10 protein-coding genes and 1 tRNA gene are annotated in these 15,176 nt (G+C 51.6%); all 11 read left to right on the top strand.

Annotated features, from left to right (window positions below; translation table 11 throughout):
* Positions 1-61 precede the first annotated feature (61 nt).
* Complete coding sequence (locus tag HH1059_RS09500; RefSeq protein ID WP_231901929.1) at positions 62-550, top strand: hypothetical protein; 489 nt, start codon at positions 62-64, stop codon at positions 548-550.
* A 124-nt stretch (positions 551-674) separates the two neighbouring features.
* A tRNA-Gly gene (locus HH1059_RS09495) sits at positions 675-749 on the top strand.
* Between the two features lie 66 nt (positions 750-815).
* A complete protein-coding gene (locus tag HH1059_RS09490) occupies positions 816-1,295 on the top strand; it encodes a hypothetical protein (protein WP_096409928.1) in 480 nt (159 codons plus the stop codon).
* A 19-nt stretch (positions 1,296-1,314) separates the two neighbouring features.
* Positions 1,315-2,514 carry a hypothetical protein gene (locus HH1059_RS09485; protein ID WP_096409927.1) on the top strand — a complete coding sequence of 400 codons (1,200 nt, stop codon included), beginning with the start codon at positions 1,315-1,317 and terminating at the stop codon, positions 2,512-2,514.
* Positions 2,502-3,665, top strand: coding sequence for a DUF2169 domain-containing protein (locus tag HH1059_RS09480; protein ID WP_096409926.1), 1,164 nt, complete (start codon positions 2,502-2,504; stop codon positions 3,663-3,665). Before HH1059_RS09485 ends, HH1059_RS09480 begins: the two co-directional genes overlap by 13 nt.
* Positions 3,619-4,902, top strand: coding sequence for a hypothetical protein (locus HH1059_RS09475; RefSeq protein WP_162549477.1), 1,284 nt, complete (start codon positions 3,619-3,621; stop codon positions 4,900-4,902). The genes HH1059_RS09480 and HH1059_RS09475 overlap by 47 nt, the downstream gene beginning before the upstream one ends.
* Positions 4,902-8,675, top strand: coding sequence for a PAAR-like domain-containing protein (locus HH1059_RS09470; protein WP_096409924.1), 3,774 nt, complete (start codon positions 4,902-4,904; stop codon positions 8,673-8,675). The genes HH1059_RS09475 and HH1059_RS09470 overlap by 1 nt, the downstream gene beginning before the upstream one ends.
* Entirely contained in the window at positions 8,653-9,309 is a 657-nt protein-coding gene (tssJ, locus tag HH1059_RS09465) for a type VI secretion system lipoprotein TssJ (protein WP_231902084.1), read from the top strand. The genes HH1059_RS09470 and tssJ overlap by 23 nt, the downstream gene beginning before the upstream one ends.
* The gene (tssK, locus tag HH1059_RS09460; RefSeq protein ID WP_162549475.1) at positions 9,287-10,657 is read left to right on the top strand and encodes a type VI secretion system baseplate subunit TssK; all 1,371 of its coding nucleotides are present in this window, start codon (positions 9,287-9,289) and stop codon (positions 10,655-10,657) included. Before tssJ ends, tssK begins: the two co-directional genes overlap by 23 nt.
* Positions 10,658-10,697: 40 nt before the next feature.
* Positions 10,698-11,516, top strand: coding sequence for a type IVB secretion system protein IcmH/DotU (gene icmH, locus HH1059_RS09455; protein ID WP_096409921.1), 819 nt, complete (start codon positions 10,698-10,700; stop codon positions 11,514-11,516).
* Between the two features lie 191 nt (positions 11,517-11,707).
* Complete coding sequence (tssM, locus tag HH1059_RS09450; protein ID WP_162549474.1) at positions 11,708-15,019, top strand: type VI secretion system membrane subunit TssM; 3,312 nt, start codon at positions 11,708-11,710, stop codon at positions 15,017-15,019.
* The last annotated feature ends 157 nt before the right edge of the window (positions 15,020-15,176 follow it).

Raw genomic sequence — 15,176 nt, 5'->3', positions numbered from 1 at the left:
TTAGTTAGAAAGTGTTACGCCTCTTTTGGTTAATTATAGACATAAATGGAGACATAATGTGATGCGTAGATGGGGCATGATGGGATGTTGGGTTTTTGTCGCGCTCCTGATCCTGAGTGGTAGTGTTGCCAGTGCGGAGCGCGTGTCAGGAGTAGAAGGGATTTTTGGGTCGTTGACAGAGAAGCTTGGTGTTGACACATGGATTGAATACCTTCGCGAAGCAGCCAACCAAGAGCCTCAGACTGTCGAGCTTAAGCAGCTTGAGGTAATTCAGCACGGGGTTAGCCTACGCAAACAGCCTGACGAAGGTTCTGAACAAGCACGGATTCTAGGTATTGGACAAAATATGGGCTTTGTTCAGTGTGTAGGTGAAGAGTGGGTAGCGGTTGTCTCGAGTAGACCATCAGCGATGGAAGATGAAGGCACTAAATGGCTCTATATGAAGGCTGTGTATCTAGAAGATATGGATGGTAATCCCCTAGAGTGTGAGGGCAATTGGTTAGGGTCGAAGCGTTTAGATATGGTGCGCTTGCACATAGGGAGTTTTTGAGATCATATAAGGTGTCGCCGGATGTTAAGAGGTTACTAATTGTTGGAAACTATTTTGCTTGCGCCCGGGATGGGGGGTTGACGTCGGCGCAAAGCGTTGTAGAATGCACATCTGTAGCGACGCAGCGGGTGTAGCTCAGTGGTAGAGCACAACCTTGCCAAGGTTGGGGTCGTGGGTTCGAATCCCATCACCCGCTCCAGTATTTGGCGCACAGGAAGCGCTGCATGATTGTGGAAACACCAACGACAAGGAGAGTCGTGCCGCCATGGATCAAGGCGAAAAGCAACACCACCACCAAAACTCTCTACTCACTGCGCAGTCGCGGCTGACCACGGCTATAGCTCAGGTGGCTCAAGCTGCTGAAGGCCGGGCTGTGACGATCTACTTGCTGATCCCTTCCGGGATAGTTGAGCTACCGGTCATAGCGCATGCCCGTGATCTCTCACCGCTATCGCCGGGTGACTCGGTAGTGGTTCTCCTGGATGATAAAAAGCTAGAACAGAGTACTGGCGGCTGGGTCATTCACGCCCTTGCTGATAAAGCCGAAGTGCCACGACTCGGGCTTGAATGCCGTGCTGATGGTTCATTCCTTTTCTGTGCTGAGCAGGGAGATGTGCGTATCGAGGCCAACGGGTCAATGCTCGAATTGCGGGCCGATGGCCGCATACAGGTCGATGGTGACACTGTGCATACCCATGCCAACGGTGAGAATCGTATAACCGGCAGGCGAATAGCGCTTAATTAGCAAAAGGATACCTAGAGACATGGATAGTCTCTTCGCTAATGTGGCCGTCCCATATACCACGGCTGCACGTGAGAACCTGGGCAGATTAAAAAACCTCTATGCCTATGGCCTGAGTGCCGCTGATAGTCTTGATCGGCGTGAACAGGCACTACTCCATACTCTCAGTGGGGCGGGCCGAGAGCCGTTTGCCTCTTGGCAGGATGATGATGAGGCCTTTCTCTACTGCTGTGCTGTGTTGTTGGAGAGCATGAGAACGGCTAACTCAGCTCACAGCAACGTCAAGCTAGCAGACTCCATTCATAAACTTTTCGACTCTTTGCGCGAGGTCCCTACTGAGATAGCTATTGGTGGCTTACGTGCCCTGCTTTGGTGTGGCGAGGCAGCCATTCATAAAATTGATCCAGATACCTCGTTACCGGCTTTTTGGCAAAGCTATTCCGATAGCGGAGTTGCTTTACGGCTGAGTCAAATTAACCAGGCCTTAGCTGAACCTTGCTCTGAGCTGCGTGCCTCTGTTTATGATTATGCTTCCCGAAATAGACTGGCCATTCGTACATCCAAGCCTGATCAAGAAGATACCAGACTGCGCCTCGCGGTTCTCCGCCAGCAGTGGATTGCGGGCACGCTGAGCTCTCGCCAACTACTCAAGTTTTTGAGAGATGATCAGAGCTATTCCACCCTGGCGATGAGAGCTGCGCTGGGCGACGAGAGTCTACCTAACCTGCTGGCTTACCGTATTGAGCATGATGCTGCGCGGATCTTGCCGCTCGCCGCTCTTACCGGCAGTCGTGCTGGGGCAGAGTTGCTATTGGAAGCTTTAGCCAACCCCCGATTCAGCAGATTCGCCGAAAGCGGCTGGCAACTAGTCAGCGGGAGAAGACTCGTATTGCAGCCGCAGATGCGCTTAGCCGGTAGTGGCCGTCGACCCGATAAGCCGGCGCAGGTTGGATATATTGCAGATTTCCAGCAGGCAAAGCGATGGTGGCGGGAATACAGCTGTTTATTTGATGAGCACCCTACAGGCGTGCTCCTAGGTGAGCCTTTGAATGACAGAACAATGTTGCGGACATTGTTCGGATATGGTGGTTGGCTAATAAATCACCTACTGGAAGTTGCTTTGCTGCGCCTGGGGTGGAAAACCGCAGGGTTATCAGCCGAGCAGCCGTGTTATCGGCGTCGCGCTAAGCTCAGGGAGATGAGCGCAACATGTCTGAACTAGGTAACCAAGCAGATAAATCCGCGCCGCAAATCGGCTTTAGTGGTTTGCCCGCGGATATCAGTATCGATGCTCCACAAGAACTCGCTAGTGCTGCTTGGCCAGCGCTCGGGAGAAATGGCCAGGCTGGGGTAGCTTTGGTAATCAAGGCCACTCTTAGCCCGAACTGTAATGGCCTACTGCAGTTGCAAGATTATGCCTCTGAGATTGAGCCAACCGAACGTTTTTATGCCGATGCGCGCCTTAGCTCACTCGCTGCTGCAGGCGATATGGTGCCTTGTAAACAAGGCAGTGAAATCATCATTCACGGCGCGGCTCAGCCATGCGGGGAAAAAGCCGCCGTTGCTGCCGGTTTCAGCCTCTATAGGCGAGATAGTGGAGTGTTAGTGGATAAATGGGTGTGGGCCCTAGGTGAGCGAGAGTCGGATAGCCGTGGCAGGATTGGAGCGCCTGAGCCGATAACTACTCCAGTTCCCATCCGTTATGAATATGCCTACGGTGGACCTCGGGAGGCGCCTTTAACTCATGCCTATCCATTCAATCCGGTAGGATGCGGTTATCGGCGCTGGGGTGCTGAGATCGTCGCTGAAGAAATCCCGCGGATCGTGCGGCCCCGACTTAAACCACCGGGCCGAGGAACACCTCCAGGTTTTGGCCCAATTCCAGCTGGTTGGGCACCGCGTGCCGGACGTTTTGGCAAGATCGATGAAAAGGCCTATCGACTTGGCGAGATTCGCTACCTCCAGCCACCTCACCCAGCGGCTTATAACTACGCCCCAGATGATCAGCGCTTAGCTGAGCCTTTGCAGGGCAATGAATCAATAACCTTGGGCGGGCTTATCCCGCAGACACCTTGCGGCGATGCTATATCTTGGCATCTGCCCGGTTTGGTGCCGCATCTTGAGTTGGTACGGCGTTGGCAGTGGGAAACCGTAAGCCTCTCTCTTGACACCCTGACCATTGATACGGATCGGCGTGAAGCAACGCTTAGTTGGAGGGGTTGGCTTAGTGAGTCCCAGGCTACTATGGCTAACGGGATGCGGGTTTTTATTGACCATCCCCCAGGGTGCTTGGCAAGCGGCTTAGAGCCACGCTCAGGAGCGCTAAATGCGAGCACATCTTCTTCCTCCTGGGGCTCTGCAGATGGCAATTGAAGAGTCTGCTCGACAAGGTGGTCAGAGAAGTAATCTTGCCGTTATGGATAGCCTGTCTAGTCGGGAAGATATTGACAGCGGTTGGTTCGATGTCGATGGCGAGGTCATGGTTGAGGTTCCGGCGATGATCTGTGCCGCCGGCAGAGATCCAAGCACTGTGTATGCAGCGGTGGCTGCAGATACTGTTGCGCCAGAGACAGGTGCGGTTGCCGCTGGTACAGCCGATTTTGCTCATGCCCCCGTACCGGTGCTCAGTTGCAGCCAATTGAGTGGTTTAGGTTATGCGCAACGGCTCGAGAAATTGGTCGAAGCCACAGCCAGCCAGCTCAGCGACCGGATTGGTCGCCAGTACCCCGATGAGATGGTCATGCTACCAGCTTTCGGGCATCGCGTTGGTAGAGCTTGGCATGCCATTGCTGAACAAGGTTTAGGCTCGCCGGCTCAAAGGCAACTGATCAGTACTTTGCCGGAATTGTCGAAATCGCGGTGGTGGACGGTCCCGCCTGGGTTATCAACCTTCGCGGTTTTAAATATCGCAGTACGGGCAATCAGTTCAGGGGAGGTTGGCTCGATCTTGATTGCTGGTGTAGATGCCTGTGCTAGCGATTGTGTAGTTGCCGATCCTGATCTGGCAAGAATTCGCCGTAACACCTTGCAGCCATACGGTATGGCACCCGCAGATGGCGCAGGATTCGTACTACTTAGGCGATCGCGGAGAGAGTCGCATACAAGGTCTGTTACGGCCAGTAAAGCAGCACAGGGTAATGCTCCAGATGCGGCACAGTTAGCCAATTTGACTTTTGATTCAGCTGCCGGGGGGATTGCAGCCGACGAGATAGCGGTTAGAGTCCGCTGCGCTGCGCCAGTTGATGACATGTCACAAGCGGCTTCGTGGGTAGAATGCCTGGATTCCTTACTCCATTCGTTACCTGAGCGTTGGCAGGCAGAGGTCAGTTTGCTCGGTGCATTTGCCGCTGATCAGGCCCTTAGCGCTAATCTGCGTCGCAGTCTTGACGAGTTGCGCTGCCCTCCTGAGCTTGAGCGGATCTCTGCCTGGCGTGGCTTGGGTTATGCCGGAGCTGCACGGTTACCCCTTCTGTTAGGCCTCGCCATTGGTCGACTGCTCGATAGTACAAAACCGGTAGAACGCGTGCTCGCCACTTATGGTGGTGCGGGTTCAGACAGTGCCGGCGGTATTGTGCTCGAGTCACTTGCAGCTGGTCAGGAGAGCTGCTGATGCCACCTACTGTGAGTGCTAACGGCCTTACCTTGGTGCATGCCGAGTCAAAAGGGCAACTGGTAACTACAGATATCTGTAATACAACGGTTGGCAACTCGGTCATCCCTATCCCCTATGTCAATGTTGCTGAGACTGCGGATGTTACGGCTACTGCTAGCACAGTTTATGTAGAGGGCTGTCCGGTATGTGTTGAGACATCCCGGATAGAGGTTTCGCGCGGCGACGAAAGTGGCGATCAGGGTGGCATCGTATCGGGTATGCGCGAGGGCGAAGCGACTTTCCTAGCAGGCTCACCCGATGTGTTTGTTGAAGGGGTGCCGGTGGTTAGGGCCTTCGAGCAGATGGTCTCTAACACTGAAAATACCTCCTCTGCCCCGCTGCTTCAAGATTTAGGCAAACCGGCCATGGCTGATGCGTTTGACCCGGTTGCTGGTGAGCAAATGTTGCCGCTGACCGCTATAGAGATTGCCGGTGGGAGTCAAGCGCCCTTGCCGGGAGAGCTTGTCATCGACGCCGAGGATGGTAGTTGGCATAGGGTTAAGGCCTTTCGTTGGGCGGAAAATACCGGCTCGCGGTGGTTAGTAAAGGCTCATGAACTACCTCAGGGAACAGAATTTGTCCATTTGAGTCTGCTAGATGTCGATGATCGCCATGGCTTCGTGAAGGTGCCTTTGACCATCGGAGCAAAACAGCCAGTATGGTTCGAAGAGGAAACTGATAGTAGCAATCCGCAGGCGCAGAACGGCGTTTCTGAGCAAGAACTACAACCTAGTGCATTGGTGCCGGTGCTTTTGCGGCTCTACTCGCGCTCACCTGATGAGCGGCAGATGGCCGGTTGTGGATTCGGGGGGTGGATCTATCTGTTTTGGGAGCACGATGGGCAAAGGTATTTATGGCGTGAATTTTGGCTTGATGAGCATGGGATGAGCCGCGAGGTTAACTTGGCTTATGAGCATGGCGATGAGCGCCGCGCTACAGGTCAGGGTCGAGCGGTTGTTGTTATTCCGTATTATGTTGCCGGCAGTCCGGTCAAGTTAAGCGCGGTTTATTCTCCCGTGCAATGGCCTTGGGCGCGGGTGCAGGCACATGGTGGGTTACACCACGATGATCCGCGTTTGACGGTACATAGCCAAGCTTCGGCTAGTGATGCTGAGGCGAGCCAGGCAGTCGATGAGCAGCGTCTGCTAGATATTGATCTGTCAAGCTATCCAGCTTTTACCGCTAATGACTTGTCTGGCAGCAGAAATATTGGTGGCTGTGATGAGTTTGTTAATGCCGAGCCGCTCCCGGGCGAGTTTGGTCCGGTGCGAGAGGATCTGCTGCCTTACGCAGAATCTTTGCTGCCAGTGATATATCTTGATGATCCACTCGGTCAAGCGCGCTGTTTGGCTCGTGAGCAAGAGCTCCTTTGCTGCGATTTGGCTGCCTTAGTTGCTTCCCTGCAGACAGGTCGCGCGCCTCAGGAACTGATTATGGCGGCTTATGCAGATGTGCCGGATGAAGACTATGAGGTCGATCAAGAGGATGCAGATGAAGAATCTGGGAGCTCTCGGGCCGCAGAACTGCATCAGGCAGCGGCTACAATATATAGGCTGGGTTTTATTGAGAAAGAAGTTGGTTTCGGTGAGGTTCCACCCGACCGTCAACTTCTCGAAAAACTTCTGGCTGTAGAAGAGCGGGCCGAGTTGCGCCAGCGTATCGCAATTTGCCGGCGCCGACGCCTAGAGTTGCTTGCAGAAGAGCGTTATGTCAGTGCTCTAGCGGACTATCTCAATAATACTCCCCGCCGCACATTTGCTGGAATAGCAACCTTAACTGAGCACTGCAACGATTTGGCCGAGCCGGCAGCGGCAGCTGATTCCCATCTTCTTAGTGATGAGCAGATCCAGGCCGATAGCGAAGATCTGCGTCTCGCTAGAACTTTATTGCACGCCTTGCTGGTTCACCCGCAACAAGAGCAGCTCTGCAGCGAAAGGGAATTAGATAATTTTATCCGGGTGGGCGGCAGACTTCTAAGCGGGCCTGTTGGCCTTAGCAAGACGTGCCGCGGTAAGGGGGTGCCTTATAGTCGTACCTCTTTGGAGCAACAGTTAAATCAGGCACCTCCAAGCCTGCGCGAGATTGAAGGGCTAGTAAGCCTGGCCGAACAGCGCCGAGCTATAGGTCCTGTAGACGGGCTAAAGCTGCTCTGGAATTTAGCCAAGACCTTCGCGGCACCAGTTAGTTATGAGCATGAAATGCTTACCCCCATGGCTAGTCTTTACGAGCGCCTCGACCTGCCTGGCAGCGAGTTGATTGGCCCGCTTGAGCAGCAAAAGCGCCTGCTGGAGCCGGCGATGCTCGGCGAACAGCGCATTGATATGGTCCAGAGTTGGCTGGCTCAGGTTCGCAAGAGGGGTAGCGGTGCTTCAGAGTTGGCCTTTGCTGATCAGCGCTTAGAGGTGTTAGCTAGTCACGATGAGGCATATAGCGGCATGGTATCAAGAGACCGTGGCCATTCCAGGCTGTGGGTGCTAGGTAATCCGGATTTTGCCCCAGGGCAACGGATAGCTCCGGGCCAGCTCATAACAGAGTTGGTGGTGCGTCGTGAGGCGCCCACAAGATTAGCCGATGTGGCAGAAAGATTCACTCAGGGTCCGGCAGGCCAGGCTGTCAGGGGGTTTCTTGGTGTCTTAGAGATAATCAACCTGCGTAGTGCATTAGCAGAGGTAAACGGCCCAGCGGGTATTCGTCAGCTACTGAACGCTTATATTGCAACTAGCAACAGTTTGAACCTGATTATTGAGATGGCTGAGGCGTACCAGCGCCGCCGCTGGACAACTAGCCATCCGCAGGTGCGCATGTTGCGGCGGTTAGCCCGCCGTATGGCCCCAGGGGCGAATGCAGTGGGTATAGCATTGAGCATTTTCGATGGTGGTAGGGCCCTGGTAGATCGAGATTTTCTGGCAGCTGCCACTATTGGGATAGCGATATCATTAACAGTTCTGGGCACGTTGCTTGTTTATTTTAGGATGGGCGGGATATACGCAGCTTTGCTGATGATAGCTGCAAGTCTGGTTTATATTGTTTACGAAACACTGCGGGATGGACCACTAGGAGAGTTATATCGTAATGGGCCATTTACCGCTCGGGCGTTTAACGAACTTAATGCCGATCAGGGATCAGATGCGCCTGCCTATTTGTGGGTTAGACAATACGCTGAGCGTGGGCCGATGGTATTTGGCAGGTCGCGGCAGGAGCGGTGGTCGAGTTGGTGGAGAATAAACAAAGATATTAGTGAGGCCATTTTTGCTCCGCCGATAAGAGTTGAAGTCGATTATCGCCGATTCTCCTGGGTAGGTCCTAATAGAATAAGCGATATTAGTGTTGATATTGTGCTGCCAGGATTTGATTGGCGCGCTGGTGATAGTGTTGAGTTACGTTATTTGTTACGTAATAACAAAGGTAAAGTTACAGAGATATTCGATGTAACCCCGCAGCTTACTCGCTGTGAGATAATAAATCAGCGAGCGGTGAATGATTCCGGAGATGGTTTGCAGCTATCTATGGGTTTCTGCGATCTTGAATTGCCGACCCATGCCATGAGCTTGATGGTGCTTATCAGCGTAAATGGCTTGGTCGGTAGTTTCCCGGTTTCCCACTCTGATGGAACGCCGCGTTACTTGGTTGTCGCTGTTAGGGCAATAGAGTGGAGGCATATCAGATCTTATCGGGTTTTTACAGCAAGCATAGAGGAGGTGCTTGACGGTGATCTGGTTTTTGGGCTGTAGGGGGCTTCTAAAAGATGCCATTGTGAGCTATGCACTCGCTGTATTATGGCGTGCATGGAGTCGGGAAGGCTGTCATGAATGCTCCAGAGGATTATTGTCAGAGTCATCAGGAGCTAGGGTTGCGGCTAAAATAGTTGGGGCTGTGCTGCTCCTGTCGATCATTTCTTCAACTTTTATGCTTGGTGGTTGTGCGCCGCATATAAATATAAAGTTGGACGCAGCAGCCGATATTAATCCCGGTCCTCAAGGCGAGCCTTTGTCCCTGCTGCTGCGCATATACCAACTTGAGGGCAAGGAGCAATTAAGCAAGGCCTCTTATGTAGATCTGCTAGATGATGATAGTTCGGTGCTTGCAAGTAACCTGGTGGACCGCTATGAGGTAATACTACGTCCTGAAGAAAACAAAGAGGTTCGGCTGCCGATGGCAGATCAGGCAAATTATCTGGGATTAGTTGCTTTTTTTCGTGATCCTGTTACTGAGTATTGGCAGCAGATCGAAAAACTCCCTCAGCGCTTATTCGGTAAGCGTCGCAGCAAGCGTATCAAGATGATGGTTAGGGATAATTCTTTATTTTTTTATGATCGCGAGTATGACGACAAGGAACACAAGCATGGAAAGCTGGCTTCAGATTGAACGGCCATTATGGGCAGAAGGGGTATTAGTAGCTCCACAGCACTTTCAGCTGTGGGATCGTTACCAGCAGCGTGCTCAGGATTTGCGAGTCAGTGCTGGAGCACTGCATGCGCGCGGGTTACTCCACTTGAAACTTGATGATGAGGCTCTTGGTAATGGCGTACTGCGTCTTAGAGAGTGTCGTGTTGTGATGAGCGACGGCCGGGTCATCGCGTTCGATGAGCAGATTGATGGGCCGCTAGAGGTAAAGCTTGTAGATTTACCCGAAAAGGGTGGGCTGATCTACCTGGGCGTGCCCGATAACGAACGAGCACATGAAGTGCCGGGGTATCCGGAGCACTCGGAAGCGGCTATGACAGCTGGGTGGCGGTCGCGGTTCGCCACGATAGGGGATGAACACGATCCACAGCGGCGGAGGGAGGTGATGTTCGCTAGTCCCAACCTGCGATTGTTTGTCGGTCAACCACCCGCGGCTACCTGGCTGAGCTTGCCTATCGCTGAATTAGTAAGGAACGATGATAGCAGCTATATACACTCCGCTCACTTTATTCCCGCCTGTTGCCGGATAGCGGCTTCATCGGTATTAGTCAAGATGTTGACTAATACTATCGATCGTCTCCAAGCGCGAGTTGATATCCTGCGCCGCAGTCAGGCTGCTGCCGGGAGGGTGGACGATTTCGAGCCCAGCCAGATAGGCAGACTATTGTTATTACAAACCCTCCAGCCTGTGATGGCAGAGCTACGCAACCTGCAAGTTAACCCGCAAGCCCACCCATGGCACCTTTTTCTAGTGTTGATTAGGCTAGCCGCGGCATTGATGGTCTTTGATCCGGAGAGCGATCAAGACTGCGAGGAACGGAAGTTGCCCGTTTATAAGCATAATCAGCTGACTGAAGTAATGGCAGAAGCTGATTTGCTAGTCCAGCAGATGCTAGAAAGGGCCTTGCCGCGAGGAGTCGGCCGCCTTGATCTGATTGCCGAATCGCCTGCAATTTTGGTGGTGGAGGGGTTAAATATTGAGATTCTCGACAATAAGTCAATCTATCTAGCGGTTCGGTTGGAAGATGCACAGTCTGTGTCATGGATTGACGAGCTGCCTCGCCAAATCAAGCTTGGTTCTCGGTTTGAGATTGAACAAATAGTCGCTTCAGCACTGCCTGGCATTAAGGTTCGCCATGCCCCGCGCCCACCTAATAGGCTACCGGTGAAGAGTGGCTACGAGTACTTTCTTATCGAGCCCTCAGGCGAGTATTGGCAACGAGCTAGGGAGCATGGGTCGTTGGCGATATATTTACCTTTGGCACTGCAGGCAGCACGATTGGATATTGTTGCAGTGGGTGATAGGTAGCTTGTAGAGGCTACTTTAGGGTCAAGAGCAGGGAAAGCAAATGAAGACAGCGAAATGGATTATTCGTTTGTTGCCATGGGCGGTACAGCTTTGGCAATTATTAAATGGCACACACAATGAGTCTCCCGGCGATGTTGCTAAGAGTGCGGAAAATGAGCCGAAAGGCAGCACTCTTGTAGGGTTATCTAGCGATATTCTCTCCGGCTTAGCGATGCTTAGGGTAGGCTTTTACGGCAACCAACCACTTAGCGATATGCGCGATAAGCTACTCTCTAGTCTAGATGATTTCAGTCAGCGGGGTATCGCGCAAGGCTGGCCGAAAGCTGTTATTGATACAGCCCGTTATGCACTTGTTGCTTATATAGATGAGGCAGTTCTTGCCTCAAATAGACAGGATAAAAAAGATTGGATGGCGTGGCCTTTACAACTGGAGCTTTTCGCAGAGCAGACCGCGGGAGAGAAATTCTTCGCATGTCTGGATGAGTTAAGGCGCGACCCTCAGCGTAATATTGATTTGCTAGAACTATTCTATGTATGTCTGAGGTTGGGGTTTAAGGGAGCCTATAGTCTGCGCGCTGATGATCAGCTCAAGATCTTGGAAAAGGAGCTGCTCAATGAAATAGAGTTAATTAGAGGTGCTCCTAAAGAGAATTTGTCAGTTACCTCGTCGCAGACCGCAGCTTCTAGCTATGCCATTATTAGTTTGCCTTATTGGGTAATAGTCGCATTCACCGTAACCTCTTTAACCTTGTCTTATTTCTTCTTCCAGGGGTATGCCGAGAAAAATGTGACCCAGGTTGCTGATATAGACATTAATCGGAGCAAGGCTATATCGAGGATCTATCTGGATGTTGCCTGAAGTATAATTAGTAGTGCCGGCATTTTCTTTAAAAATAAATGGAAAGGAATCCTAAAGTGCCCCTGTTGTTCCTATTAAAGATATTATATTCACCTGCCATGCTTGTTGTTTGGGCGTCTCTTGTGTTGGCTGTATTAATGTGGCTTATCAGTAGTCACCTGTTGGGTTTAAGTGTTTTGGTCAGTTGGTGCGTGAGCTTGTTATGGCCACTTAGCGGAACGGTTCTAGTCTTTTTGATGTACTTTCGTCGGCGTTCGCGTATCAAGCGGCTAAGCCCCCTGGCTAGTGGTGCCGATGAGCACCGTTTAACACTCATGAAGGATTCTATCAATAGTGGTGTCCGAGCTATTCAACGAGCACGGGGCAATAGTGAAAAGAGTAAGAAGGGCCTAGATAAACTACCTTGGTATCTGGTTATTGGTGAAACCTCTTCGGGTAAGAGTCAATTTCTGCGCAACTCTGGGCTTAACTTTCCGCATGGTGAGCCGCGGACGACTATTGAGCGTGACACTGAATCGGCTTCTTGGTGTGACTGGTGGTTATCTGAAAGTGCGGCTTTCATAGATACAAGCGGTCGCTTGATTGATGGCGAGGATAGTCGCGGGGAGTGGGCTACTTTACTGCAGCAGCTAAAGCAGTGGCGCCCACGTAAACCCCTTAATGGCGTACTAGTAGTTGTCTCTGTGGGTGATTTGTTGCGTTCAAATGAAGAAGCGCTAAACCGCAAAGCAATGCTGATCAGGGAGCGGCTCGATGATTTACGCCGCGAGATCCGGTTACGTGTGCCGGTATTTTTGGTTTTTACTCAGGCTGATCAGATACTTGGGTTTGATGATTTTTTTGCGGATTTGAATGCCGAGCAACGTAATCAGTTTTGGGGAATTGAGATTGCGGGGGGCACAGAGAATTTTAATAAGCAGTTACAGGAACTTTTAGATCGAATTGCTTCGCTGCGAATAAAAAAAGTCGCCAAACACCAGGATTTGAGTGGCAGGGTGCTTGCCTTTGAGTTTCCAGAGCAATTGAGCAGATTTGGGCATAAGTTGGGTAAATTCGTGGGGCTTTTGACAGGGAATGGCTACTATCGCAAGCCTCCGTGTCTTGAAGGCATGTACCTTACTAGCTCAAAGGTAACCTCCCAGGCTTTAAGTCGCTTTAGTAACGGTTGCTCACAATCATACTTTATCAAAGGGTTTCTCAATGAGAGAGTATTGCCTCTTGCGGAGCGAGTTGTTCCTGAAGCGCACAGGCAAATTCTTCAGTATGGATCAAAATGCATTTTCACTGTCGGGGCGTTGGTTTTGTTAATCATCTCCATAGCTGGATTCGCCGAATCTGCTAAGTTTGAAGTCGATCTAGCTGAGCGGACCGGCGCTCAAATAGCTACAGCCCATGCGGCTCTAAATCATCCCTCTAGTTCGAACCAGGAGCGATTCCAAGCGCTTGAGGGTTTGCATGATAATTGGTTGGTGCTGCGCGAGCGTTCAAATGTGTCCGCCTTGAGTAGGGCCATGAGCATCAATACCTCCCGTCTGCAACTCAAGAAGCTTGAGCCTCTGATGAGCAAGTTGGTCCGTGAGGCAGTGCTTGAAGAGGCGCGAGCTGGCCTAACTCTAGAGCTTTTGAGTTACCATCGCAGTTGGAGTGATTTGAACAGTATCGATAGGGAAATACTGCGTCCAGATTATTACGAAGCATTAGCAGTTTATCGGATGCTAACCACCGACCCAGATCGCCTTGATCCTGAAAAGGCAGGGCGGGTTTTGGCTAAGATTTGGTTGCGCAATCAGCACCGAGATATAAGTGGCTCGCAAGCAAAAGCAGTCACTCATAGCTTGGAACTGATTCTTGATATGTCTGGGCCATATTCCAATCTTGATCACGATTTGGTTGAGAAGTTTCGCCAGGATTTAGCCTTCAAAGCGGATGCACGTGTTATTTATGAGCGCGTGTTAGCTAAGGCGAAGAGCAACCTTCAGGATCTATCATTAAATGATCTGCTAAGTGGCCGTGATAGAGATCTCTTGCGAGCACCTATAGACGGAGGGGTAGTTAGCGGGGCATTCAGCGGAGATGCATGGGAAGGATTTGTTCTCGAGCACGTAGAGCGCCTGCTAAGCGTGGAGAATCAGTCCGATTGGGTTGTGGCAAGCCTGGATGCTAATGCTTCTAGTGCTGGTCTTATTAAGCAAGATCTTATTGATGAGATTGAGAGGCAATATATAGAGGATTTTGTTTCTAGCTGGTTGAATTTTATCTCTTCACTGAGGCCCGCCGGCTTTGACTCACTGCATGATTCCACTCGCCGGTTGGATCGCCTTGCAGGTTCTGATGGTGTGCTGGCGGCATTATTTGCCGCTATATACGATCATATGTCGCACCATGATGGTAATGACATGATCCAGATGGCCACGGAAACGGTTGGTCTTAGTAGTGTTGGTCGGCTACAAAGGGATAGACGTGGCGCGGAGTTGCTAGAGTTGCTGCGGGTTGATGATGCTAAAGTCGGTTTACCGAGGTTGCTGTTGGGATATTCAAAAACCTTGGTGGCTTTACAGGCAGAGACGGAAAATCTGGCTTTTTCTTCCAATCAAGGGCGCGCGAGCAAGGAATATGCTGCCGACGTCCTAGGAGGTACAGACAAATCTATTGCCTTGCAAGCTGCTTTTCTCGCTGTTGACAGGGCGTTGATGGATTTGTCGCATGAGTTGCGGGTTGCGTTACAGCCACTCTTGAAGGCGCCCTTACAAAGTAGCTGGGAACAGATACTCCTTGCTTCTCGTGGCTATATTAATTCGCTCTGGCAAGAAGATGTCCTCAATTTTTATCGTGCTTCACTTGCTGGACGTTTCCCCTTAAGCGGCGCAGGTAGAGATGCTGCTGTTGGAGACTTTGAAAACTTTTTTCGCGGGAGTGACGGGATTTTTTGGCTATTCGTTGAGGAGCGGTTGACTCCCTTTTTAGTACGTCGTGGTGGTCGTTGGCAAGAGAAAGTTTGGCAAGGTAGTGGGCTAGGTGTGCAGCCAGCCTTCCTGGCTGTGATTAACAAAAGCGAGCAGATCACTCAGTCCCTTTTCGGCGATGCAAATCATATAAACCTCAGCTTTCATGTGGCTGCACAACCAAATCCCGACTTGGTTGACATGCGCATGAATGTTAATGGCTACGGGCTGCGTTATCGCAATGAGTCTGAACGTTGGCACTCATTTACATGGTCGGGGAGTAGTAGCTCCGGTGCCCGTGTGGCAGCGACATCAGGTGTAACTGGAGGATCAACTCAGCTGCGTGCATCTGGTGATTGGGCTCTGTTGCGATTGCTGCAGGGTGCCGACCAGATGCATCAGGAAAATTCGGCAGAGTTTATTGCCGAATGGGATTTGCACAAGGGTGCCGATAAGCAGCACCAGCCGCTTGCCCTGCATATTCGTGCAGAACGCAGCTCCCCGATTCTTGCTTGGCAGGATTGGTCGGATTTCAACCTCCCTAATCGGGTGACATTTTAGGTAGACGTTTCAGATGAGGTTTTGAGAAGCTCTAACGGGGAACCCATAAAACTTGTTATCGCCCCGGTGTGGAGGGAGCCGTGAATTCATCCCTGAAGGCTGCATGGCGCGACCCCTAGCACTAAGGCCTCCACACCGGGGCGATAACAACCTGAGG

This window comes from Halorhodospira halochloris (assembly GCF_002356555.2).
Classification (GTDB): Bacteria; Pseudomonadota; Gammaproteobacteria; order Nitrococcales; family Halorhodospiraceae; genus Halorhodospira; species Halorhodospira halochloris.
Note: the sequence above shows the minus strand (reverse complement) of the source record. Positions and strands in the feature narration are given on the sequence as shown.

Bases quoted from the DNA above. Each gene is read 5' to 3' on its own strand.
- tssK (WP_162549475.1), top strand. From the start codon at position 9,287: ATGGAAAGCTGGCTTCAGATTGAACGGCCATTATGGGCAGAAGGGGTA.
- HH1059_RS09485 (WP_096409927.1), top strand. From the start codon at position 1,315: ATGGATAGTCTCTTCGCTAATGTGGCCGTCCCATATACCACGGCTGCA.
- HH1059_RS09490 (WP_096409928.1), top strand. From the start codon at position 816: ATGGATCAAGGCGAAAAGCAACACCACCACCAAAACTCTCTACTCACT.
- HH1059_RS09470 (WP_096409924.1), top strand. From the start codon at position 4,902: ATGCCACCTACTGTGAGTGCTAACGGCCTTACCTTGGTGCATGCCGAG.
- HH1059_RS09480 (WP_096409926.1), top strand. From the start codon at position 2,502: ATGTCTGAACTAGGTAACCAAGCAGATAAATCCGCGCCGCAAATCGGC.
- icmH (WP_096409921.1), top strand. From the start codon at position 10,698: ATGAAGACAGCGAAATGGATTATTCGTTTGTTGCCATGGGCGGTACAG.
- HH1059_RS09500 (WP_231901929.1), top strand. From the start codon at position 62: ATGCGTAGATGGGGCATGATGGGATGTTGGGTTTTTGTCGCGCTCCTG.
- HH1059_RS09475 (WP_162549477.1), top strand. From the start codon at position 3,619: ATGCGAGCACATCTTCTTCCTCCTGGGGCTCTGCAGATGGCAATTGAA.